General features: G+C 73.8%; 21 protein-coding genes. 11 read left to right on the top strand and 10 right to left on the bottom strand.

What is annotated here, in order from left to right; translation table 11 throughout:
* Nucleotides 1-8 precede the first annotated feature (8 nt).
* Nucleotides 9-1,985: an ABC transporter ATP-binding protein gene (locus tag GKC29_RS14030; RefSeq protein WP_155334130.1), complete on the top strand. Its 1,977-nt coding sequence runs from the start codon at nucleotides 9-11 to the stop codon at nucleotides 1,983-1,985.
* Nucleotides 1,986-2,159: 174 nt separating this feature from the next.
* Here the strand turns inward: GKC29_RS14030 and mug are convergent, their stop codons facing one another.
* The 6 genes from mug to GKC29_RS14060 all read right to left on the bottom strand — a co-directional run bounded on the left by mug (nucleotide 2,160) and on the right by GKC29_RS14060 (nucleotide 6,568).
* Nucleotides 2,160-2,723: a G/U mismatch-specific DNA glycosylase gene (gene mug / locus GKC29_RS14035; protein WP_155331257.1), complete on the bottom strand. Its 564-nt coding sequence runs from the start codon at nucleotides 2,721-2,723 to the stop codon at nucleotides 2,160-2,162.
* Complete coding sequence (locus GKC29_RS14040) at nucleotides 2,723-3,484, bottom strand: SDR family oxidoreductase (RefSeq protein ID WP_155331258.1); 762 nt, start codon at nucleotides 3,482-3,484, stop codon at nucleotides 2,723-2,725. The genes mug and GKC29_RS14040 overlap by 1 nt, the downstream gene beginning before the upstream one ends.
* 182 nt (nucleotides 3,485-3,666) lie before the next feature.
* The gene (locus GKC29_RS14045; protein ID WP_230689071.1) at nucleotides 3,667-4,146 is read right to left on the bottom strand and encodes a hypothetical protein; all 480 of its coding nucleotides are present in this window, start codon (nucleotides 4,144-4,146) and stop codon (nucleotides 3,667-3,669) included.
* Nucleotides 4,147-4,160: 14 nt separating this feature from the next.
* Nucleotides 4,161-4,979 (bottom strand): DUF692 domain-containing protein, encoded by an 819-nt coding sequence (locus tag GKC29_RS14050; RefSeq protein ID WP_155331259.1) that lies wholly within the window; start codon nucleotides 4,977-4,979, stop codon nucleotides 4,161-4,163.
* Entirely contained in the window at nucleotides 4,976-5,881 is a 906-nt protein-coding gene (locus GKC29_RS14055) for a TIGR04222 domain-containing membrane protein (RefSeq protein WP_155331260.1), read from the bottom strand. The genes GKC29_RS14050 and GKC29_RS14055 overlap by 4 nt, the downstream gene beginning before the upstream one ends.
* Nucleotides 5,882-5,995: 114 nt before the next feature.
* Nucleotides 5,996-6,568, bottom strand: coding sequence for a TetR/AcrR family transcriptional regulator (locus GKC29_RS14060; RefSeq protein ID WP_155331261.1), 573 nt, complete (start codon nucleotides 6,566-6,568; stop codon nucleotides 5,996-5,998).
* Between the two features lie 93 nt (nucleotides 6,569-6,661).
* Between GKC29_RS14060 and GKC29_RS14065 the strand changes: the two genes are divergently transcribed.
* From GKC29_RS14065 to GKC29_RS14075, 3 genes are all read left to right on the top strand, one after another.
* The gene (locus GKC29_RS14065) at nucleotides 6,662-7,531 is read left to right on the top strand and encodes a carbon-nitrogen hydrolase family protein (RefSeq protein ID WP_155331262.1); all 870 of its coding nucleotides are present in this window, start codon (nucleotides 6,662-6,664) and stop codon (nucleotides 7,529-7,531) included.
* A gap of 61 nt (nucleotides 7,532-7,592) precedes the next feature.
* On the top strand, nucleotides 7,593-8,237 hold the full coding sequence (locus GKC29_RS14070; RefSeq protein WP_155331263.1) for an HAD family hydrolase: 645 nt from the start codon (nucleotides 7,593-7,595) through the stop codon (nucleotides 8,235-8,237).
* Between the two features lie 208 nt (nucleotides 8,238-8,445).
* Entirely contained in the window at nucleotides 8,446-9,381 is a 936-nt protein-coding gene (locus GKC29_RS14075; RefSeq protein WP_155331264.1) for a serine protein kinase RIO, read from the top strand.
* A 106-nt stretch (nucleotides 9,382-9,487) separates the two neighbouring features.
* Here GKC29_RS14075 and GKC29_RS14080 read toward each other — a convergent pair whose 3' ends face one another.
* Entirely contained in the window at nucleotides 9,488-9,742 is a 255-nt protein-coding gene (locus GKC29_RS14080) for a DUF2630 family protein (RefSeq protein ID WP_196255870.1), read from the bottom strand.
* 263 nt (nucleotides 9,743-10,005) lie between these two features.
* Between GKC29_RS14080 and GKC29_RS14085 the strand changes: the two genes are divergently transcribed.
* The 7 genes from GKC29_RS14085 to GKC29_RS14115 all read left to right on the top strand — a co-directional run bounded on the left by GKC29_RS14085 (nucleotide 10,006) and on the right by GKC29_RS14115 (nucleotide 18,263).
* Nucleotides 10,006-11,340: a cytochrome P450 gene (locus GKC29_RS14085; RefSeq protein WP_370463359.1), complete on the top strand. Its 1,335-nt coding sequence runs from the start codon at nucleotides 10,006-10,008 to the stop codon at nucleotides 11,338-11,340.
* The gene (locus GKC29_RS14090) at nucleotides 11,337-12,221 is read left to right on the top strand and encodes a terpene synthase family protein (RefSeq protein WP_196255871.1); all 885 of its coding nucleotides are present in this window, start codon (nucleotides 11,337-11,339) and stop codon (nucleotides 12,219-12,221) included. Before GKC29_RS14085 ends, GKC29_RS14090 begins: the two co-directional genes overlap by 4 nt.
* Nucleotides 12,218-13,840: a prenyltransferase/squalene oxidase repeat-containing protein gene (locus GKC29_RS14095; protein ID WP_155331266.1), complete on the top strand. Its 1,623-nt coding sequence runs from the start codon at nucleotides 12,218-12,220 to the stop codon at nucleotides 13,838-13,840. Before GKC29_RS14090 ends, GKC29_RS14095 begins: the two co-directional genes overlap by 4 nt.
* Before the next feature lie 135 nt (nucleotides 13,841-13,975).
* Nucleotides 13,976-16,774 carry a nitrate- and nitrite sensing domain-containing protein gene (locus tag GKC29_RS14100; protein WP_155331267.1) on the top strand — a complete coding sequence of 933 codons (2,799 nt, stop codon included), beginning with the start codon at nucleotides 13,976-13,978 and terminating at the stop codon, nucleotides 16,772-16,774.
* Between the two features lie 94 nt (nucleotides 16,775-16,868).
* Nucleotides 16,869-17,288 (top strand): roadblock/LC7 domain-containing protein, encoded by a 420-nt coding sequence (locus tag GKC29_RS14105; protein ID WP_155331268.1) that lies wholly within the window; start codon nucleotides 16,869-16,871, stop codon nucleotides 17,286-17,288.
* Nucleotides 17,289-17,293: 5 nt separating this feature from the next.
* Entirely contained in the window at nucleotides 17,294-17,680 is a 387-nt protein-coding gene (locus tag GKC29_RS14110; protein ID WP_155331269.1) for a DUF742 domain-containing protein, read from the top strand.
* Complete coding sequence (locus GKC29_RS14115; protein WP_155331270.1) at nucleotides 17,661-18,263, top strand: ATP/GTP-binding protein; 603 nt, start codon at nucleotides 17,661-17,663, stop codon at nucleotides 18,261-18,263. Before GKC29_RS14110 ends, GKC29_RS14115 begins: the two co-directional genes overlap by 20 nt.
* Before the next feature lies 1 nt (nucleotide 18,264).
* Here GKC29_RS14115 and GKC29_RS14120 read toward each other — a convergent pair whose 3' ends face one another.
* From GKC29_RS14120 to GKC29_RS14130, 3 genes are all read right to left on the bottom strand, one after another.
* A complete protein-coding gene (locus GKC29_RS14120; RefSeq protein WP_155331271.1) occupies nucleotides 18,265-18,639 on the bottom strand; it encodes a type II toxin-antitoxin system VapC family toxin in 375 nt (124 codons plus the stop codon).
* Nucleotides 18,636-18,890, bottom strand: coding sequence for a type II toxin-antitoxin system Phd/YefM family antitoxin (locus GKC29_RS14125; RefSeq protein ID WP_155331272.1), 255 nt, complete (start codon nucleotides 18,888-18,890; stop codon nucleotides 18,636-18,638). The genes GKC29_RS14120 and GKC29_RS14125 overlap by 4 nt, the downstream gene beginning before the upstream one ends.
* A gap of 116 nt (nucleotides 18,891-19,006) precedes the next feature.
* Nucleotides 19,007-21,862: an aconitate hydratase gene (locus tag GKC29_RS14130; RefSeq protein ID WP_155331273.1), complete on the bottom strand. Its 2,856-nt coding sequence runs from the start codon at nucleotides 21,860-21,862 to the stop codon at nucleotides 19,007-19,009.
* Between the last annotated feature and the right edge of the window lie 231 nt (nucleotides 21,863-22,093).

The following is a 22,093-nucleotide window of genomic DNA, read 5'->3' on the forward strand; positions in this document are numbered from 1 at the left end:
CCAATCCGATGTCCGGCGGTGGCATGGGCGGGTGGAGCATGCTCCGGTCGATGCGCAACCGGGACGACATCTCCACCCACCGGCTCCAGCGTGGCGTCGCCCGGCGGATCGTGGCCTTCGCCCGGCCGTACCGGCGCGACATCGTCGTCTTCCTGGTGACCGTCGTGCTGGCCGCGGTCATCGGCGTCGCCACGCCGGTGCTCGCCGGTGACGTGATCGACGCGATCCACCAGGGCGGCTCGGCGGCTGGCGACCTGGTGGTCCGGCTGGCCCTGATCATCGCCGCGCTCGCCGTGGCGGACGCCCTGCTCTCGCTGGCCCAGCGGTGGTATTCAGCCCGCATCGGCGAGGGCATCATCCTCGACCTGCGCACCCGGGTCTACGACCACGTCCAGCGGATGCCGCTGCAGTTCTTCACGCGTACCCAGACCGGCGCGCTGGTCAGCCGGCTCAACAACGACGTGCTCGGCGCGCAGCGCGCCTTCACCTCGACGCTGTCCGGTGTGGTCAGCAACGTCATCCAGCTGGTGCTCACCGCGGCGGTGATGTTCACCCTGTCGTGGCAGATCACCGCGCTGTCGCTGGTGCTGCTGCCGGTGTTCATCATTCCGGCCCGCCGGGTCGGCAAGCGGCTCGCCGAGATCACCCGCGAGTCCTACAACCTCGACGCGAAGATGAACGCGACGATGACCGAGCGCTTCGGCGTCTCGGGTGCGCTGCTGGTCAAGCTCTTCGGCCAGCCCGACGTGGAGGCGGGCCGGTTCGCCGGGCGGGCCGAGCGGGTCCGTGACATCGGCATCCAGTCCGCGATGTACTCGCGGACCTTCTTCGTGGCCATGCTGCTGGTCGCCTCGCTCGCGCAGGCGCTCACGTACGGACTGGGCGGGTGGCTGGCGGTCACCGGCAGCGTCAGCGCCGGCACCGTCGTGACGCTCGCGCTGCTGCTCACCCGGCTCTACGGCCCGCTCACCGCGCTGTCCAACGTCCGGGTGGACGTGATGAGCGCGCTCGTCTCGTTCGACCGGGTCTTCGAGGTGCTCGACCTCCAGCCGGGCATCACGGAGAAGCCGGGTGCCGTGCCGGTCCCGCAGGGCAACGGCCGGGTCGAGTTCCGGGACGTGCGCTTCCGCTACCCCAGCGCCGCCGAGATCTCGCTGGCCTCCCTGGAGGAGGTCGCCACCCTCGACCGCACGGTCACCGAGCCGGTGCTCAAGGGCGTCTCGTTCACCGTCGAGCCGGGGCAGATGGTGGCCCTGGTGGGCCCGTCCGGCGCCGGCAAGTCGACGCTGTCCATGCTGATCTCCCGCATCTACGACGTGACCGACGGCCAGGTGCTGGTCGGCGGCGTCGACGTCCGGGACGCCACCCTCGACTCGCTCCGCGACGAGATCGGCGTGGTCACGCAGGATTCACACCTGTTCCACGAGACCATCGCGGAGAACCTGCGCTACGCCAGGCCCGACGCCACCGACGACGAGCTGTGGGCGGCCCTGGCCGGCGCGCAGGTCGCCGACCTGGTGCGCGCCCTGCCGGAGGGCCTCGACACCGTCGTCGGCGAGCGCGGCTACCGCTTCTCCGGCGGCGAGAAGCAGCGCATCGCGATCGCGCGGCTCCTGCTCAAGGCGCCGTCGATCGTGATCCTCGACGAGGCCACCGCCCACCTCGACTCGGAGAGCGAGGCAGCGGTGCAGCGGGCGCTGTCGGTCGCGCTGACCGGGCGGACCGCGCTGGTCATCGCGCACCGGCTCTCCACGGTCCGGGACGCCGACCAGATCCTGGTGCTCGACCAGGGGCGCATCGTCGAGCGGGGCCGGCACGAGGAGCTGGTCGCGGTCGGCGGGCTCTACGCCGAGCTGTACCGGACGCAGTTCGCCGTCGCCGACTCGCCGGCGCCGTACCAGGACGCGACCGGGCCGGAGCCGCTGGCGGTGCCGATGCGCTCGTACCTCGCCGACGAGGCCCTGCCGCCCGCCGCCGCCAACTAGCCCACCCCACCCCCTCCTCCCGCCCACCCCCCTCCCCTCCCTCCCACCCGCCCCGCCGTGTCGATCATGAAGTTGACGGGTGAGTTGATCGCAAAATCACCCGCTAACTTCATGATCGACCCGGGACGGGACGGGCGGGGCGGGGGGCGGGGGGCGGGGCGGGGCGGGGGGCGGTCAGCTGGGTGCGGCGGCGGTGTGCAGCTCGCCGAACGCGGCACCCAGTGACTCCGGGGTGAAGTGCGCGTTCAACCCGCTGGGGTTGGGCAGCACCCAGAGCCGGGCACCGGCCAGCGACTCCGGCTGCGGGCCGAAGGCCGCCTTCGGCCGGGCGAACCCGATCCGGTACGCGGTCACCCCGACCACCGCCACCCACCGCGGCCGGTACCGGGCGACCTTGCCGGCGAGGATCTCCGCACCGGCGACGAGTTCGGCCGGCGTCAGCTCGTCCGCCCGGGCGCTGGCCCGCGCCACCATGTTGGTGATGCCCAGCCCGTAGCCGGGCAGCTCGTGCTGCTCACTGGGGTGCAGCTGCCGGGGCGTGAACCCGCCCCGGTGCAGCGCCGGCCAGAACCGGTTGCCCGGCCGGGCGAAGTGCCACCCGGTCGCGGCCGACCACAGGCCGGGGTTGATCCCGACGAACAGCACGTCCAGCCCGGACGCGACGACGTCGGGGAGGAGTCGGTCCGCCGCGGCCGCGAGCTCGGCCTTCGTCGGGCGCGGGTAGCGGGGTGCGGCCATCACAGGCCCCGCAGGGCGCCGCCGTCCACCGGCAGCGTGATCCCGGTCAGGTAGCTCGCGGCGGGGGAGAGCACGAACGCCGCCACCCGGCCGAACTCGGCCGGATCGCCCAGCCGGCGCAGCGGGATGTCCGCCTCCGCCTCGGCCCGCGCCCGTTCCTGGTCGCCGGTCGCGGCGAAGAGCTGCACGTTCCGGTCGGTCATGATCCGTCCCGGCAGCAGCGCCACCACCCGTACGCCCCGGGGCCCGTACTCGTCGGCGACGTCCTTGGCGACGCCGGCCAGACCGGGGCGCAGCCCGTTGGAGATCCCCAGACCGGACAGCGGGCTCCGGGCGGACGTGGACAGCACCAGCCCGATCGCCCCGCCTCCGGTCAGCGCGCCGGCGACGGTCCGCACCGTCCGGACCGTGCCGAGGAAGACCGTCTCGAAGGACCGGCGCCACTGCTCGTCGCTCACCGACGCCGCGCTGCCGAGCGGCGGACCGCCGACCGAGGCCAGCGCGCCGTCGATCCGCCCGTACGTGTCGAGGGCCGCCGCCACGAGGCGTTCCGGCGTGTCGGGGTCGGCCAGGTCGGCGGCCACGCCGACGGCGTGCCCCGGACCGCCGAGGCGCCGGGAGGCGGCCTCCACCGCGTCGGCGTCCCGGGCGGAGAGGACCACGCGGGCCCCGTCGGCGACGAGGCACTCGGCGGTGGCGTAACCGAGCCCCCGGGAGGCGCCGGTCAGCACGTACACGCGATCGGTCAGTCCGAGATCCATGCCGTCGATCCTCCCGCACCCCGTCGTGACCGGGCGCGCGGTGCCGTCCGCCGGAGCGTGCGGCGACAACCTCGGGGAAGTTGTCGCCTCATGCCCGCTCGAGCCAGCAACTTCCCCGAAGTTGCTGGCCGCGGGAGGCGCGCGGGGGCGGGGGGCGCGGGGGGCACGGGGAGGGGGGAGGGTCAGCGGCGGGCGGGGCGCAGCAGGCGTACGCGACCGGCGAGCTGGACCGCGACGGCGCCGCCGGCGCGACCCCAGGCCGGCAGCCGGCGCGGACGTGGGGTTCCCCGCCCGTCGTGGCGGTGGCCCGCCTCCCGGGCGGCCAGTTCCTCGGCGCCCAGCGGCGGCAGCGTCCTCTCGTCGCGCAGGTCGCGGGCGAAGTCCCAGCCGTCGCGCAGAGAACCGGCGCTCGGCCGCCCGTCGGCCCAGCGGGCGAAGACCGTCGGCCACTCCGGGCCGAGACCGGCGGCGAGCAGCGGCCAGTGCCGGGCCACCTCGCCGGCCCGCTTGCGCAGCAGGGCGGTACGCGCGGCGGCGAGCGGCTCCGGCGCGAAGCCCGGCGGTGCTGGCGCGTCGGCGACCAGCGCCGCGACCAGGGCGGCCTGACGGGCGGCCAGGGGCTGGCCCGGCGTCCCGGCGGCCTGCGACGTCGACCCCGGCACCCGGTGGTCCGCGCTCACGTGACCACCGGGAACCCGGACGCGGCGGCGAGCGTGTCGAGCTCTTCGCGGAGCACCTCGGCCGGCGGGTAGTGCCCGTCGCGCTCCAGCAGCAGGGCCGGCGGCCGTCGCCGGGCGCACAGCTCGCCGACCAGGTCCAGCACCGGGCGCGGCACCGGGTCGGTGTGCGTGTCGTGGTAGAAGCCGCCGTGTTCCGCCCCGCCGGCCACGTGCGCGTACGCGATCCGCTCCAGCGGGAGCCGGTCCAGCAGGGCGAGCGGGTCGGCACCCCGGTTGCGGGCGTTGGCGTACACGTTGGCGACGTCGAGCAGGAGCAGCGCGCCGGTGCGTTCCAGGATCTCGGTGACGAACGCGGCCTCGTCCAGTTCGTCGTCGGGCCAGTCGAAGAGCGCCGCGATCGGTTCCAGCGCGATCGGCACCGGCAGCTCGGCCTGGGCGCGGGTGACGTTGGCGCAGACCGCCGCGACGGCTTCCCGGGTGCGCGGCAGGGGCAGCAGGTGCCCCGCCTCCAGGCCGCCGGCGCGGACGAAGGCGATGTGTTCGCTGACCAGCGGCGCGCCGGTCAGGTCGGCGACCGCGGCCAGGTGGGCCACCCGTGCCGGGTCGACCGCCTCCGCGCCGCCGAGCGAGAGCCGCACCCCGTGGGGTACGACGGTGACGCCCCGCTCGCGCAGGGCGGCGAGCCCGTCCGGGAGCCGGCCGGTGGCGGGTACCGATTCCGCGACGACCTCGACGAAGCGCAGCGCGGGCAGTTCGGCGACGAATCCGGCGATCTCCGGTCGCCAGCCGATGCCCACCCCGGCCGGCCCGGTCATCCGCCGCACCCGCCGCCACCGCCGCAGCCGCCCCCGCCCCCGCAGGAGCTGCCGCCTCCGCCGTCGCCGCCCCCGCAGCCGCCACCTCCGGAGGCGCCGCCGTCGCTGAGCGCCTGCCGCTGGATCCCCGCCTGCTCGGCGAAGCCCGGGTCCATGGCCCAGAGGGTGGCCGTGCCGAACAGGGCGACGCCCATCGCGGCTCCGGTCGCACCGTAGGTGGAGTAGGCCGGCGCGGACCGGGGCGCCAGGTGGGTGTGCTCCCGGCGCAGCCGGCGCAGGGCGTGGTCGGCCGCGCGGGCGCGCCACGGCCGCCGGTACAGCAGGACGGTCACCAGGATCAGGGGGATCAGGGTCAGGAGGAGCCAGCCCACCGGACGGCCGTTTCCCATGCCGGCGAAGAACCGCAGCATGCCGATCCCCAGCAGGGCGGTGAGCAGCGTCGGGCCGACGCGCAGGGCGCCCCGCCGCTCCGCGGTCAGGGCCAGGCCGCGCTGCTCCAGACCGGTGCGCAGCTGGTCGAGCGCCGACCGTACCAACTGGTCCTGGCGCAGCTCCCGAGTGTGGACACCACGGCCCGCGGCGACGTGGATCGCCTGGTCGAGCGGGGTGACGCCGGCCGGCAGCGGGCCGCCGGTGGTGAGCCGACGGCCGGGGCGTCCGCCGATCGCCCCGCTGCTTCGCAGCCCGCCGAGCGACGTCCAGATGGCCAGCTGCTCGCCGCCGTTGAGGTACGCGACCTGTTGGGGCCCGAGCGGGCCGGCGTCGGGCGCCTCGCCGCGGAGCAACCGGGCCCGCTGGACGAGTGTGCCGACGACGAGCACGGCGGCGGCCAGCAGGTAGAGCCGGAGGAAGACCGGGCCGGGGATGCCCCAGGTGTCGCCGGGGGCCGCGAGGACGGTCATGGGCTGCTCCTGTCGCGAGAGGGATCGCGGACCCATTGTGGAGCAGCGCCGCCAGCACCGCCGCGCGCGGCGGTGCGGTTACCGGACCGCAACGTGCCGACGCGGCCGCGCCGGTCACCGGCGGCGGACCGCCTCCTCCACGAGGTCGAGCACCGGGCCGAGGTCACCGGCGGGCCGGCCCATCGCCAGGTGCAGGACCAGGCCGTCGTACGCCAGCTCGAGGAACTGCGCCAGCACGGCGATCGGCACGTCGTCGCGCAGGACGCCCGCTTCCCGCTGCCGCGCCAGGCGGTCGCGGGTCGCCTCGGCGATGGCCGCGGACCGCTCCGCCCACCGCTTGGCGAAGGCCGGATCGGTGCGTAGCCGGCGGGACACCTCCAGCTGGCTGCCCAGCCAGCCGGTCGTGTCCGGAGAGACCGCGCGGGCCAGCAGGTCGCGCATCACCTGGACCAGGCCGTTGCGGGCGACGGTCTCGACCATCGTGGCCGCGTCGTCCTCGGCGACGGCGAGGAAGAGCGAATCCTTGTCGCGGAAGTGGTGGAAGATCGCACCCCGGGACAGGCCGGTGGCCTCCTCCAGGCGGCGCACGGTCGCGCCCTCGTACCCGTGCCGGGCGAAACAGGCCCGCGCCGCGGCGAGGATCTCCTGCCGGCGCGCGTCGAGCTGGTCCTGACTTACTCTGGGCACGGGTCGATCGTGTCAGGTCACCCCGGGTCACGCAAACCGTACGTACGGCTTGTGGCTGGTGGGCCTCGCCGGCCCGCCGGTTAGGATCCGCGCGTGACGCCTCCCCCCACCGCCTCCGCCCTCCCCACCGCCCCGTTGACCGTCGCGGCGGTGCAGTCCCAGCCCGCCCCGGGAGACGTGCCCGGAAACGCGGCCCGCGGCGCGGCCCTCGTGCGCCGGGCAGCCGGTGACGGGGCGCGGGTGGTCGTCCTGCCGGAGCTGTTCCTGCCCGCGTACCACCCGCCGACCCTCGCCGTGGACCCGGCCGGCACCGACGTCGCGGCCGACCCGGCGCGCCGGGTCGCGGACCCCCGCCTGGCGCCGCTGCGCGACGCCGCGCGCGGCGGCGGCACCGTCGTCGTGGTCGGCGCGGCGGTCCGGCACCCCGACGGCCGGCGCACCATCTCCGCCCTGGTGGTCGACCGGGCCGGAGAGGTCCACGTCGGGTACGACAAGCAGCAGCTCTGGGGCGGCGAGCGGGAGCTGTTCGATCCCGGCGACCGGGGCGCCACCCTGCTCCTCGACGGCTGGCGCCTCGGCCTCGGCATCTGCTACGACGGCTGCTTCCCCGAGCACGGTCGGGCGGCGGCGGCGGACGGCGCGCACGCCTACCTCTGCCCGAGCGGCTACCTGGCCGGCTCCGCGCACCGCCGCGACCTCTACTACGCCGCGCGCGCCCTGGACAACACCATGTACGTGGTGTTCGCCAACGCCGTCGGTGGCGCCGACCCGTGGCGGTTCAACGGCGGCGCCGCCGTCTACGACCCGGAGGGCCGCCCGCTGGCCCGGGGCGCCGACACCGGGGAGGCGGTGCTGGTCGCCACGCTGGACCCGGACGCGCTGGCCCGCACCCGCGCCGCGCACTCCATGCTCCTCGACCGGCTTCCCGATCAGGGCCTCACCCGTTCGTCGTTGACGGCCTGACGGACGGCGACCGGTCACTCGGCCCTGTCGGCGGGACGGGTCGGTCCCGTAGGGTTCCCGAGTGCCGCTGCTCCTGCTCGATCTGGACAACACCCTGCTCGACCGGGAGGGTCCGTTCCGCGCCTGGGGTGAGCAGTTCCTGGCCGGCATCGGTGCGCCGGCCGCCGACATCGACTGGCTGCTCTCCATCGACGCCGACGGGCTCACGGACCGCTGGGACATCGCCGACGCCATCCGCGACCGGTACGGGCTGCGGATCCCGTCCATCGACCTGGTGGAGGAACTGCACGACGGGGTGGTGGCGTACACCCGCCTGGACCCGCTCGTGGCCTGCGCGCTGCGGATCGCCGACGACGCCGGCTGGGTGCCCGTGGTGGTGACCAACGGTTCGGTGCGCCAGCAGGACGCCAAGATCCGGCGGACCGGATTGGACCGGTACGTCGCCGACTGGGTCATCTCCGAGGAAGCCGGCGTGAGCAAGCCGAACCCGAGGATCTTCGCGCTGGCCGCTCAGCGGGTCCGGATGCCGTTGCGGGGGGCCTGGGTGATCGGCGACGGTCCCGAGGCGGACATCGGCGGTGCGGCCGCCGTCGGCCTGCCGAGCGTCTGGCTGCACCGGGGCCGGCCCTGGACCGACGGCCGGTTCGCCCCGACCTACACCGTGGACGGCCTGATCGCCGCCGTCGCCACGGTCCTCGGCGCCTGACCCGAGCTAAATCGGTTGCCCCGCCGGGCCGCGGGCGGTGAGCATGGTGCCGCATCCGCACCGCCGCGCCGGCCGTCGCAGGCGGTCGTCGGGCGACAGCGTGAACCCGGGCCGGACGCCCGGTCGAGGAGAGGGGGTCGGTCATGGCCGTCTTCGCAGGTCGCTTCCACCTGCCTCCAGCAACCTCGACCAAGGGACTCTCACCGCAGTGCGCGATCACGACCTTCCGGCGCCGCAGCGCCGTACCCGCGGCAAGCGCCGCTTCGACGACGACGAACCACACTTCCTGAAGCGCGGCCGGCCCGCCGAGCCGCTGCTCGCCGACCCCGAAACCGAGCCGGACCCGGAGACGGGGGAGACCTGGTCGTCCTGGGACGACGCGGTCCACGGCCCCGAGCCGCACCCGGACTGGCTGGTCACCGAGCTGGCCGCCAAGGACACCGACCTGGGCGTGCTGAAGACGGGCAAGGAGGCCGACGTCCACCTGGTCCGCCGGGCCGTACCCGGCACCGACCGGTCCTGCCTGCTCGCCGTCAAGCGGTACCGCGACGCCGACCACCGGCTGTTCCACCGGGACGCCGGCTACCTGGAGGGACGCCGCGTCCGCCGGTCGCGGGAGATGCGGGCGATGACCGGCCGGACCTCGTTCGGCCGCCAGATGATCGCCGGGCAGTGGGCGGCGGCCGAGTTCGCCGCGCTGAGCCGGCTCTGGGAGATCGGCTCCCGGTACGGCACGATCGCCGTGCCGTACCCGGTGCAGCTGCGCGGCACCGAGCTGATGCTGGAGTTCCTCGGCGACGCCGACGGCGGGCGCGCCGCCCCGCGACTGGCCCAGCTGCGGCCGGAGGGCGAGGAGCTGCGTGACCTGTGGCGGCAACTCGTGGACGCGCTGGTCGTGCTCGCCCGCGCCGGCCACGCCCACGGCGACCTGTCGCCGTACAACCTGCTGGTGCACGCGGGGCGCCTGGTGCTGATCGACCTGCCGCAGATCGTCGACCTGGTCGCCAACCCGCAGGGCCCGGAGTTCCTGGCCCGGGACGTCCGGGTGGTCGCCACGTGGTTCGCCGCGCGCGGGCTGCCGGCGGCGCAGGCCGACCCGGAGAGCCTGACCGGGCTGCTGCTGCGGGAGGCGGGCCTGCGCTGACCCCGACCGTCCCGGGCGGCCGCCGAGGCCGCCCGGGACCGCGCGGCGGTCCGGCACCGCCCCCGTGGGCGGCGCCGGACCGCCGGTCGCCGAGGCCGTCGGCCTCTCACTGCAGGTAGCGCTCGACCTCCGGCAACGGGCGTACGCCCTGCGCGTCGGGATCGCCGTGGGTGGCCCGGGCGGCGCGCCGCCGGCGCAGCAGGTCCCAGCACTGGTCCAGCGACTCTTCCAGCTCACGCAGGCGGGTGCGGGCCTCCTCGTCGGTGCCCGCCTCGTTGGCCTGGGCGTCGGCGCGGAGCCGGTGCTCCTCGTCGACCAGCTCGGAGATCCGCTTCAGGATGGTCGTGTCGTCCATGACCATGAGCCTGGCACAGGGTGCCCCGGAGCGCCCGCGATCGGTGCCGCCGGGCGTTGCAACCGGCCAACTTGTCTGACGGAGGGACATTTCTCATGTCACAGACCCTGGAGACGAACGCGCGAAAGTGACATGATCTCGTCACTCGACGCGGAAGTTCCACGAGGGACCCGCGTCGTTCCTGGGCGGCGACGTGGCGAGGAGACGTGGTGGCGATGTCGCAGCTACCGGTGAGCAGCACCCCACCGATCCCCGCGCAGGCCTCGACAATCCCACTGCACCGCGCCCTGCCGGCGCTGCTGCGGGATCCGCTCGGCGCGCTGGTCCGGTTCGCCGACGAGGCCCGCGGTGAGGTCGTCCGCCTGAACCTCGGGACGTTCCGCCCCTACCTCGTCAGCCACCCGGAGCACCTCCAGTACGTGCTGCGCGACAACGTGGCCAACTACATCCGCGACGGCGACGGGCTCCTCTGGCGGCCGGTCCGACGGATCGTCGGCGAGGCGATCCTGGTCGCCGAAGGGGACGTGTGGGAGTCCAGCCGCGGCGCCCTGCAACCGCTGTTCACCGCGAAGCGGGCGGAGACGCTGGTCGACCGGATGGCGGAGGCGATCGGCGAGGCCGTCGACGGCTGGGCCGAGCCGGCCGGCCGCGGGCAGCCGATCGACGCGGGCCGGGAGCTGACGAGGATCGTCCTGCGGACCACCATGCGGGTGCTCTTCGCGGACCGGATATCCGTGCCCGACGCCGAGCGCATCAGCGCCGCCCTGGACACGGTCACGACCGCCATGCTTCCCCGGTTGCTCGTGCCGTTCGTCCCGTACTCGGTGCCGATGCCCGGGGACCGGGCCTTCCGGAACGCGGTCCGGACCATCGACGACGTGGTGCTGCCGATCATCCGGGAGGCGCGGGCCCGGCCGAGCGACGGCGACGACATCATCTCCGTGCTCTGCCGGCCACGCCCGGACGGGCGGCAGCCGGACGAGTACCAGGTGCGGGGCGACGTGGTGGCGATGTTCTCGACCGCCACGGAGACGACGATCGCGCTGCTGTCCTGGCTGTGGCCGGTGCTCGAGGCGTACCCGGAGGTGGCCGGCCGCCTTCGGGAGGAGCTCGACCAGGTGGTCGGCGGCGGTCCGGTCCGGCGGGAGCACCTGCCCGAGCTGCGGTACGGGCGGATGGTGCTGGAGGAACTCCTCCGGCTCTACCCGGCCGGCTGGATGATCCCGCGGACCGCCGTCGCCGACGACGTACTCGGCGGTGTCCGCGTCGACGCGGGCGCCACCGTGCTGGTCAGCCCGTACGTCACGCAGCGGATGGCGATGTTCTGGCCCGAGCCGGACCGTTTCGACCCGGAGCGCTTCGCGCCGGGGCGCCCCCGCCGCCGCTACCGCTACTCCTACTACCCGTTCGGCGGCGGCCCCCACCAGTGCCTCGGCCAGTACCTGTTCCTGTTGGAGGCGCAGCTCATCGTGAGCACGGTGCTCAGCCGCTACCACTTCCGCAGCACCGAACCGGTGGACCTGGCGCCCCGGATCGGAGCCTCCCTCTCGCCGCGGCAGCGGACGCGACTGACGCTGCGTCCGGTGGAGCACGAGCCCCGGTGACCGGCGTGGACGTCCCGCTCCGGGACATCTGGGCCGCGGTGACCGAGCAGGGGCGCATCTGTGCCCTCGCCACCCGGGGGACGCGCGACCTGCAGGAGGTGACCGCCGCCCATCCCGAGCTGTTCGCCGACGCGACGTTCGACCCCGCGCTGCTCGGGTCCGTGGCCACGGCCATCGCCTTCACGGCGCCCGGGTACGACGCGGCGCGGCTGCGTACGACGACCCGCACGTTGCTGTGGGTGTTCGCCGCGGACTGGCAGGTCGACTACCGGGCGAGGTCGGCCGACGACGTGCGCCGGATCGTGACGGACTGCCTGGCGGTCGCGGACGGCGCCACCCCGCCGCCCGGGCGGCACCTCGCCCGGCTCCTCGCGGAGATCCGCGACGACCTGGCGGCGGTTCCGGCGTTCACCCGCCGCGCCGGCGTCTGGCGCGACGAACTCGCCCGGATGCTGGCCGCCGTGGAGCGGGAGTGGCACTGGAAGAACGACCGGTCGCTGCCGACGTTCCAGGAGTACCTCGACAACGCGGACAACCTCGCCTGCTCGTTCGTCAACGCCACCCACTGGCTCGCCACCGGGGACGACGGGTGCCTGCGGCACCTGGACGAGCTGCTCGCCGCCGGCCGCGGGGTCCAGCGTGTCCTGCGGCTGGTCAACGACCTGGCGACGTACCGGCGGGACGTGCGGTGGGGCGACCTCAACGCCCTGATGCTGGTGCCGGACCCGGCCGAGGTCCGGCAGCGACTGGCCGCCCTGACCGACCGGACCGAGCAGGAGCTGGGCCGGCTCCCCGATCCGGACCAGGCCGACTACCTGCGTCGGCAGATCGCCTACACGAGCGGGTTCTACCAGGTGTCGGACTTCTGGGGAGCAGCATGAGCGACGGCCAGCCGCAGACGGTCATCCCGCCGGCGTCGGCCCTCGCCGCCGACCCCGGTTGCGGGTCCGACGAGTGCGGCTCGCAGGCGCGCGCGCTCGTCGCCGCGATGGCGTTGCGGCCCTGGGGGCAGGTGGCCCCGTCGGTCTACGAGACCGGCCGGCTGGTCGCGCTGGCGCCGTGGCTGGACCGGCACGACGAGCGGATCGCCTTCCTCCTGGGGCGGCAACGGGCCGACGGCGCCTGGGGGCCGCCGGAGGGGTACGCGGTGGTGCCCACGCTGAGCGCCACCGACGCGCTCCTCGCGGTCCTCCCGGACGCCGGGTCGCCGGCCGGACGGCGCCCAGCGGTGGAGGCCGCGGTCGGCAGAGCGCTCGCCGCGCTCCCGGCGCTGCTCGCGACCGCCCCGCCGGAGCCCGGCACGCCCGCCTTCGACCTGGTCGTGCCGGCGCTGGTGGAGTCGATCAACAGGCGTCTGGCGGGGCCCGGTGTTCCCGCCGCCGCGCCCCGCTCGGTACGCCTGCCGTCGCCCGGCGCCGACGCGCGCCTGACGGCCGTCCGCGCGGCGTACGCCGCCGGTGCGGACCTGCCGCCGAAACTCGCGCACTTCGGGGAGGTGCTCGCCGGGCCGGTGGGCCGGTCCGCGCCGGCCGGTCCGGCCGTTGGGGCCTCACCGGCCGCCACGGTCGCCTGGTTGAACGTCTGCGGCGCGGGGGAGGGCGCGGAGGCGCGGCGCTTCCTCGACGAGCTTGTCGGCGAGAGCAGGGGACCGGTGCCCTGCCCGTCGCCGATCACCGTCTTCGAACGGGCCTGGACGCTCAGCACGCTGGTCCGGGCCGGTGTGGACGTGCGGCCGTCCCCGGCGCTGGTGGCCAGCCTGGCCGGCGCCGTGGGCGTCGACGGTGCGGCCACCGGCGCCGGCCTGTTGGCGGACGCGGACACCACCTCCGTGACGCTGTACGCGCTCGGCCGCCTCGGCCACGCGCCGGATCCCGCGAGCCTGTGGCGGTACGAGACGGCGGACGGCTTCTGCACCTGGCCCGGTGAGGACGGATTCTCGGTCACCACGAACGCCCACGTGCTCGACAGCTTCGCCGACCACCTCCGGCGTGAGCCGCACGCGGACCGCTACCGTGCGGCCGTGCGGCGGCTGGTGCGGGTGCTCCTCGACCGGCAGGACGCCGACGGTGCCTGGCGCGACCGATGGCACGCCTCGGCGTACTACGCGACCGCGTGCTGCGTGCTGGCCCTGGCGGCGTCCGGCTGTGCGGAGAGCGCGGCGGCGCTCCGCGCGGCGGCACGCTGGGCCCTGGCCCGGCAACGCGACGACGGGTCCTGGGGCCGCTGGGAGGGCACGCCGGAGGAGACGGCGTACGCGCTCCAGATCATCCTCGCCCTGCCCGGCGACGATCCGGCGGTCGTCGTGGCGGCCCTGCGCGGCCACTCCTACCTGCAGCGGAACCGGAACCGGCGCGACCACCCCCCACTGTGGTACGGCAAGGAGCTCTACTGCCCCACCACAATCGTGCGGGCCACGGTCACCGCGGGGACCCACGTCGTCCACTCCAGGCTGACCCGGGAGCGCGCCGCAGCCGGTTCCGATTTCGGGCCGGAGTCTTGATCACGCACCTTGAGGCGAAATGTGGACACTGCTAGCGTACGCAGGGCCCTCGTCCCGGACGCCGTTCGGCACGGGACGTCTGCCCTTTGTGACCATCCGTTGATGAGCTGAGTCAACCCGGCCTGGGACGGTTCCATGCGATCTCGCGGTACGAGTGTCCGCACCAAGGTTGTCGCACTGCTGCTCTCGCTGGTGGCACTGTGGATGTTCGCGGCCTGGGTGACCCTCCGGGACGGCTTCAACCTGCTCGGCGTGCAGCTGCTGAACACCAAGGTGTACGTGCCCAGCGAGCCGCTGCTGCAGGAACTGCAGGTCGAGCGGCGGCTGACGCAGGAGTACCTCGGCGACCCCGAGCCCGCCCGGCGGGCGGCCCTGGAGGCGGAGCACCGCCGGACCGAGGAGCTCGCGACCGCCTTCGCCGCGTCGGTGCGGAGCTGGCAGGTCGACCTCGCCGGCAGCGACGAGCTCGGGCGCCGCCTGTCAGAATCGGTCAGCCGGTTGGAGAGCCTCAAGGAGACGCGCGCCGCCGTCCTGTCCCGGGGCGTCGACCGGCTCGCGGCCGCCGACCGCTACACCGAGGCCATCCGGTCGATCTTCCTCATCTACGACGTCACCGGAAGCCTCGACGACAAGGAACTGGCGGCGGACGCGGCGGCCCTCATCCAGCTCAACCGGATGAAGGAGCTGATCTCCCAGCAGGACGCGCTGGTCAGCGGCCTCGTCGGCAGCGGCCGGATCAGCGGCCCCGAGTACGCCCGCTTCAGCTCGCTGGTGGGCGCCGAACGGTTCCTCGGCGAGGAGACCCGGCTGAAGCTGTCCGAGGCGGACCAGCGGCGGTACCGGGAGCTGGTCGAGTCGGATGCGTTCCGGCGGCTCCGCGCCGTCCAGGACGGGATCATCCGCGACGGTCGGCCGTCGACGACGCTGCCGTTCAGCGCGGCGGACTGGCGCGACACGGTCGAGCCGGCGGCAGCGGAGATCAACAAGGTCGTCGTGGCCGGCGGCGAGGGCATCGTCGGCCGCGCCGCCAGCATCGCCGCGCTCGTGATCGTCCGGGTGCTGCTCGCGACCGGTCTCGGTCTGGTCGCGGTGATCGCCTCCATCGTTGTGACCGTCACCACCGCGCGTACCCTGCTCCGTCAGCTGGAGCGGCTGCGCGAGGCCGCGTTCCGTCTCGCCCACGAGCGCCTGCCCGGCGTGGTGGAGCGGCTCGGCCGCGGCGACGAGGTCGACGTCGCCAAGGAGGCCCCGCCGCTCGAGTTCGGCGACGACGAGATCGGCCAGGTGGGCCACGCGTTCAACGCCGTGCAGGAGACCGCGATCCGCACCGCGGTCGAGCAGGCCGAGCTGCGCCGCAACGTGCGGGAGGTGTTCCTCAGCCTGGCCCGGCGTACGCAGGCGCTGGTCCACCGCCAGCTCACGCTCCTCGACGCGATGGAGCGGCGGGAGCAGGACGCGGAGGAACTGGAGGACCTGTTCCGCGTCGACCACCTCGCCACCCGGATGCGGCGCAACGCCGAGAACCTGATCGTGCTCTCCGGCGCCACGCCCGGCCGGGCCTGGCGGCGCAACGTGCCGATGGTCGACGTGGTGCGCGGCGCGGTGGCCGAGGTGGAGGACTACACCCGGGTCACCGTGCTGCCCCTGGGTTCGGTCTCCCTGGCGGGTCGGGCGGTCGGTGACGTCATCCACCTGCTCGCCGAGCTGATCGAGAACGGTCTGTCGTTCTCGCCGCCGCACACCATCGTCGAGGTGCGGGGGCAGTTGGTCGGCAACGGGTTCGTCATCGAGATCGAGGACCGCGGTCTCGGCATGAGCGAGGAGGACCTCGCCGCCGCCAACCAGCGGATCGTCGACCGCTCCGAGCTGAACCTGGCCAACGCCGCCCGCCTGGGCCTGTACGTCGTGAGCCGGCTGACCGAGCGGCACGGCGTCCGGGTGCAGCTGAAGGAGTCCGCGTACGGCGGCACCACGGCGGTCGTGCTGATCCCGGTCGACCTGGTCACCGCCGACGACGATCCGAGCACCTCGGGTGGCTTCCTGGCCGGTGCGGCGGACTCGCCCGGCGTACGGGGCGGCGGGGCGGCCGACGGACGCCCCGCCCCGGTGGCGATCGCCGAGCCGCTCACCGCGCCCCGACCCCGGCCCGCGCTCGACGCGGCCCTGCCCGCCGACCCGGCCCTGCCCACCGACGGAGCCCTGCCCACCGACGGAGCCCTGCCCACCGACGGAGCCCTGCCCGTCGACGGAGCCCTGCCCGTCGACGGTGCCCTGCCCACCGACGGCGGCCTGCCGACGCGGTCGCGGGGGCGGTCGCTCGCCGAGGCCGTCGGCGGCGCCGCGACGGCCCGCTCCGGCAGCGGCACGGGCGCGCTGGAGGGGCCGACGGTGCCGACCGGCCTGCCGCTCACCACCGGGCCGGCCCGGGACGGCCACGGCGCCGACGGCGACGGGGAACCGCCGACGGCCGCGTCGGCGCGGACCGCCGTACCATCCGCGCCGGCCGCGCCCGCCGTCTCCACCGGCGCCGCACCGGCCGTGTCCGGCGGGGCCGCACCGGCCGTGTCCGGCGAGGCCGCGCCCGCCGTGTCCGGCGGGGCCGTGCCGGTTGACCCGGCACGCGCGTCGGCCGGCCCCGCGGCCGGGACGCCGCCCTCGCCGGCCGACCCGGAGCTGGCGTTCACCGAGTCCGGGCTGCCGGTCCGCGTCCGGCAGGCCAGCATCGCGCCCGAACTGCGCGACGAGCCGGCCGACGACGACGCCGACACCACCGACACCGACACCGACACGGTGCGCCAGCCGGAGCAGGTGCGCCGGATGATGAGCTCGTACCAGACCGGGACCCGGCGTGGGCGCACCGACGCCGCCAAGCTGCTCGGCGTGGGCGACCCGCCGGACGCGGCCCCCGATCCGGGAGACCAGCAGGCAACCTGATCGGCACCGCCGGGCGAGGCGTCGAGACGCCCCCGGCGTGACAGCCAGCCGAAGACGAGCCGGCGGACAGAGCCGGGAAAGAAGAGGGCGACGAGTGACGCAGAAGACGGCTTCGACGGCCGACCTGACGTGGTTGCTGGACGATCTGGTCGGCCGGGTCAAGCAGGCCGAGCACGCGGTCGCGTTGTCGACAGACGGCCTGCTGATGGCGTCCTCCCGTGGGCTGACCCGGGACGACGCGGAGCACCTGGCGGCGATGGCCGCCGGCATCCAGAGCCTCGCGCGCGGCGCCGGGAAGCGTTTCGGCGGCGGGCAGGTGCAGCAGACGATCATCGAGATGCAGTCGTCGTTCCTGTTCGTCACAGCGGCCGGCCGCAACGCCTGCCTCGCGGTCCTGGCCACCGAGGACGCCGACGTGGGGCTGATCGCGTACGAGATGGCGATGCTGGTCACCCGGGTCGGCAAGTACGTCGCGTCGCCGTCGCGCGCCGAGCAGCCGGCCGGCGGGAAGTAGCGGCGATGACGGTGCAGGGAGAGTCGGCGGAGCACCAATGGGTCGACGACCACGCCGGGCCGGTCGTGCGCCCGTACGCGGTGACGCGCGGCCGGGCCCGCCCGGTCGCCGGCACGTTCGACCTGATCTCCCTCGTGACCGCCACCCGGGTGGACGTGACTCCGGAGATCGGCCTGGGCCCGGAACACCTGGCGATCGTGGCGCTCTGCCAGCGCATGCAGTCCGTCGCGGAGATCGCCGCTCACCTGGACCTACCGGTTGGCACCGTCCGCGTCCTGCTCGGTGACCTGGTGGCCCGCAACCTCGTGCAGGTACGCGAGCCGCGGGTGACGGCCGGCCTTCCCGACAACAGCGTTTTCGAGGCGGTTATCAATGGACTTCGGGCCCTCTGAGCGGTCGGCGGGAGCGACGCCCCTGCCCACCGCGATCAAGATCCTGATCGCGGGTGGCTTCGGCGCGGGCAAGACGACCCTGGTCGGCGCGGTCAGCGAGACCCGCCCGTTGCGCACCGAGGAGGTGCTGACCGAGACCGGGGTCGGCATCGACGACCTGTCCGGTGTGGAGGGCAAGACCACCACCACCGTCGCGATGGACTTCGGTCGCATCACCATCAGCGACGACCTGGTGCTCTACCTGTTCGGCACCCCGGGTCAGGACCGGTTCTGGTTCGTCTGGGACGAACTGTCGCTGGGTGCGATCGGCGCGGTGGTGCTGGCGGACACCCGGCGGCTGGCCGACTGCTTCCCGTCGATCGACTACTTCGAGGGGCGGGGCACCCCGTTCGTGGTGGCGGTGAACTGCTTCGAGGGCGCCCGTGCGTATCAGCTCGACGAGGTGCGGGCCGCGCTCAATCTCGACCCGGACGTGCCCGTCCTGCTCTGCGACGCCCGGCAGCGGAAGTCCGGCAAGGAGGTGCTCATCACCCTGATGGAGCACGCCATGAAGACCCTCGAAGCCCGCCGCGACGCCGGCTGACTCACACCGCCAGGATCGGCACGCCGTACTTCTGGATCTGGACGTCCCGGGTCGCGAGGGTGAGACCGGCGTGCCGAGCCTGGGCGATCAGCATGCGGTCGAACGGGTCGCGGTGGATGGGCGGCAGGGTGGCCGCGGTGACGGCGTGTTCGTGGCGGATCGGCAACTCCCGCAGATCGGCCTCCGCGACGAGTCGGGCCAGGTCATCGGGCCCGGAGAGTTTACCGAGCGCCTGCTTGACGCCGACCTCGCAGACGCTGACCGGACTCAGATAGACCTCAGGCTCGGTGTCGATGTGCTCCTTCAACTCTTCGCTGAGGGTCGGGTCGTCGGTCAGCCACCACAGGGCGACATGGGTGTCGAGCAGCACCCTCATCCGGTCCCCCCGAAGTCCCGGGCAATCGAGTCATTGACGTCCTCGGAATCCCAGTCGTCCGCCAGCACCAGCCGGCCGCGTAGTGACCCGCGACCGCGCCGAGGCTGGTGACGTAGCGGAATGACCTTGGCGACCGGCGTGCCGGACCGGCTGATCACGATCTCCTCGCCGTGCTCGACACGCTCGATGATCCGCGAGAGGTGAGTCTTCGCGTCGTGGATGTTGAACTGTGCTGCCGCCTCACCCGACATGGTCGCCTCCTTAGCTAAGAGGTTAGTCCGCTCGGGGTCGCAGGCCAGTAGCGGGCCGGCCGGTACGGCAACGGGCCCTTCCCCCGAGTCGGGGAAGGGCCCGTTCGCGTGGTGGGTCAGCTGGCGATCATGCGGCGCAGCACGAACTGCAGGATGCCGCCGTGCCGGTAGTAGTCCGCCTCGCCCGGGGTGTCGATGCGGACGACCGCGTCGAACTCCACACCGGTGTCGGTGGTGACCTTGACGGTCCGCGGGGTCTCGCCGTCGTTCAGCGCGGTGACCCCGGCGATCGAGAACGTCTCGGTGCCGGTGAGGCCCAGCGACTCGGCGGTCTCGCCAGCCGGGAACTGGAGCGGGAGGACGCCCATACCGATCAGGTTCGAGCGGTGGATCCGCTCGTACGACTCGGCGATGACGGCCTGCACGCCCAGCAGCATCGTGCCCTTGGCCGCCCAGTCCCGCGACGAGCCGGAGCCGTACTCCTTGCCGGCCAGGACGACCAGCGGAATACCGGCCTCCTGGTAGGCCACCGAGGCGTCGTAGATGGTCGTCTGCTCGCCGGTGAGGTGGTTGACGGTGAAGCCGCCCTCGACGCCGGGCACCAGCTGGTTGCGCAGCCGGATGTTGGCGAACGTGCCCCGGATCATCACCTCGTGGTTGCCCCGCCGGGAGCCGTACGAGTTGAACTCGTGGCGCGGCACGCCGTGCTCGGCGAGGTACCGGCCGGCGGGCGAGTCGGCCTTGATCGAGCCGGCCGGGGAGATGTGGTCGGTGGTCACCGAGTCGCCCAGCTTGGCCAGCACGCGAGCGCCGGTGATGTCACCGACCGCCTTCGGCTCCCGCTCCATGCCCTCGAAGTACGGGGGCTTGCGGACGTACGTCGACTCGCCCTCCCAGGCGAACGTGTCACCGGTCGGCGTCGGCAGCGACTGCCACCGCGCGTCGCCGGCGAAGACGTCCGCGTACGCCGAGCTGAAGCCGGTGGCGCCGATCGCCGAGGCGATGACGTCCTGGATCTCGGCGGTGTTCGGCCAGATGTCCCGCAGGAACACCGGGTTGCCCTGGCTGTCCTCGCCGATCGGCTCGTTGGCCAGGTCGATGTCCATCGTGCCGGCCAGCGCGTACGCGACCACCAGCGGCGGCGACGCCAGGTAGTTCATCTTGACGTCCGGGTTGATCCGGCCCTCGAAGTTCCGGTTGCCGGAGAGCACCGAGACGACCGCGAGGTCGTTCTCGTTGACCGCGGCGGAGATCTCCTCCGGCAGCGGGCCGGAGTTGCCGATGCAGGTGGTGCAGCCGTAGCCGACCAGGTGGAAGCCCAGCTTCTCCAGGTACGGCGTGAGGCCGGCCCGCTCGTAGTAGTCCATGACGACCTTCGAGCCGGGCGCGAGGGTGGTCTTCACCCACGGCTTGCGGCTCAGGCCCTTCTCGACCGCGTTGCGGGCCAGCAGGGCCGCGCCGATCATCACCTGGGGGTTGGAGGTGTTGGTGCAGGAGGTGATCGCGGCGATCACCACCGCGCCGTGGTCCAGCTCGAACTCGGTGCCGTCGGCGCCGGTGACCCGGACCGGGTTGGTCATCCGGCCGCCGGAGCCCACCGCCGCGGTCTCCAGGTCACGCGGGGCGTCGGCCGGGTCGATCACCCCGTTGGCCGGGGAGTCGCTGGCGGGGAAGGACTCGGCGCTGGCCTCGTCGGCGTGGCCCGCCACGCCGAACGGCTTCTCCAGCTGCGGCACGCCCGCCTTGCGGTCCCGGTCGCCGCCGGTCTCGTCGGCCGCCACGTAGTCCGTCAGCGCGGAGCGGAACAGCGTCTTGGCGCTGCCCAGCGGCACTCGGTCCTGCGGGCGCTTCGGGCCGGCGAGGGACGGCTCGATGGTGCTCAGGTCGAGCTCCAGGCGCTCCGAGTACTCCGGCTCGGCGGCCGGGTCGTGCCAGAGGCCCTGCTCCTTGGCGTACGCCTCGACGAGCGCGACCTGCTGCGGGTCCCGGCCGGTCAGCTCGAGGTAGCGGACGGTCTCGGCGTCGATCGGGAAGATCGCGACGGTCGAGCCGTACTCCGGGGACATGTTGCCGATGGTGGCCCGGTTGGCCAGCGGCACCGCGCCCACGCCGGGGCCGTAGAACTCGACGAACTTGCCGACCACGCCGTGCTTGCGCAGCATCTCGGTGATCGTGAGGACCAGGTCGGTGGCGGTGGTGCCGGCCGGCATCTCGCCGGAGAGCTTGAAGCCGACGACCCGCGGGATGAGCATGCTCACCGGCTGCCCGAGCATCGCGGCCTCGGCCTCGATGCCGCCGACGCCCCAGCCGAGCACGCCCAGGCCATTGACCATCGTGGTGTGCGAGTCGGTGCCGACGACCGTGTCCGGGTACGCCTGGCCGCCCCGCTCCATCACCGTACGGGCCAGGTACTCGATGTTGACCTGGTGCACGATGCCGGTGCCCGGCGGCACCACCTTGAACTCGTTGAACGCGGTCTGGCCCCAGCGCAGGAACTGGTAGCGCTCCTTGTTGCGCTCGTACTCCAGCTCGACGTTGCGCTGGAACGCGTCCTCACGGCCGAACAGGTCGGCGATGACCGAGTGGTCGATGACCAGCTCGGCCGGGGCGAGCGGGTTCACCTTGGTGGGGTCGCCGCCGAGGTCGCGGACGGCCTCGCGCATGGTGGCCAGGTCGACGACGCACGGTACGCCGGTGAAGTCCTGCATGAGCACCCGCGCCGGGGTGAACTGGATCTCGACGCTCGGGTCGGCGGTCGGCTCCCACGCGCCGAGCTGGCGGATGTGGTCGGCGGTGATGTTCGCGCCGTCCTCGGTCCGGAGCAGGTTCTCCAGGAGGATCTTCAGGCTGTAGGGGAGCCGTTCGTGGCCCTCCACCTTACTGATCTTGAAAATCTCGTAGCTCGCGTCTCCGACGCGTAGCTGGGTCTTCGCACCGAAGGTGTCGAGGCTCGCCACGTCGTACTCCTTCACACCAGCGACCGTGAGTAGTCCTGAGCAGTCTGTCGCACCGGCCGGGAGGGTGCCGTGCTTAGGCAACACTTACCCGGGACGGATGCTCAACAAAACCGTACGTCCGTCTTGCTATTCGCGCAACCTCGTGTGATCCACTCGGGTAGCGCTAGGTCGCGGTGCCGGTGCCCGACGACGGCGCGGAGTGCGACCTGCCGTGGGCCTCTGTCACCCAGGACGCGCGCGGCCGGG

Origin of the sequence: Micromonospora sp. WMMC415, from assembly GCF_009707425.1 — a bacterium.
Classification (GTDB): domain Bacteria; phylum Actinomycetota; class Actinomycetes; order Mycobacteriales; family Micromonosporaceae; genus Micromonospora.

Bases quoted from the DNA above. Each gene is read 5' to 3' on its own strand.
- GKC29_RS14030 (WP_155334130.1), top strand. From the start codon at position 9: ATGTCCGGCGGTGGCATGGGCGGGTGGAGCATGCTCCGGTCGATGCGC.
- mug (WP_155331257.1), bottom strand. From the start codon at position 2,723: ATGGCCGCACCCCGCTACCCGCGCCCGACGAAGGCCGAGCTCGCGGCC.
- GKC29_RS14040 (WP_155331258.1), bottom strand. From the start codon at position 3,484: ATGGATCTCGGACTGACCGATCGCGTGTACGTGCTGACCGGCGCCTCC.
- GKC29_RS14050 (WP_155331259.1), bottom strand. From the start codon at position 4,979: ATGACCGGGCCGGCCGGGGTGGGCATCGGCTGGCGACCGGAGATCGCC.
- GKC29_RS14055 (WP_155331260.1), bottom strand. From the start codon at position 5,881: ATGACCGTCCTCGCGGCCCCCGGCGACACCTGGGGCATCCCCGGCCCG.
- GKC29_RS14080 (WP_196255870.1), bottom strand. From the start codon at position 9,742: ATGGTCATGGACGACACGACCATCCTGAAGCGGATCTCCGAGCTGGTC.
- GKC29_RS14095 (WP_155331266.1), top strand. From the start codon at position 12,218: ATGAGCGACGGCCAGCCGCAGACGGTCATCCCGCCGGCGTCGGCCCTC.
- GKC29_RS14100 (WP_155331267.1), top strand. From the start codon at position 13,976: ATGCGATCTCGCGGTACGAGTGTCCGCACCAAGGTTGTCGCACTGCTG.
- GKC29_RS14110 (WP_155331269.1), top strand. From the start codon at position 17,294: ATGACGGTGCAGGGAGAGTCGGCGGAGCACCAATGGGTCGACGACCAC.
- GKC29_RS14115 (WP_155331270.1), top strand. From the start codon at position 17,661: ATGGACTTCGGGCCCTCTGAGCGGTCGGCGGGAGCGACGCCCCTGCCC.
- GKC29_RS14120 (WP_155331271.1), bottom strand. From the start codon at position 18,639: ATGAGGGTGCTGCTCGACACCCATGTCGCCCTGTGGTGGCTGACCGAC.
- GKC29_RS14125 (WP_155331272.1), bottom strand. From the start codon at position 18,890: ATGTCGGGTGAGGCGGCAGCACAGTTCAACATCCACGACGCGAAGACT.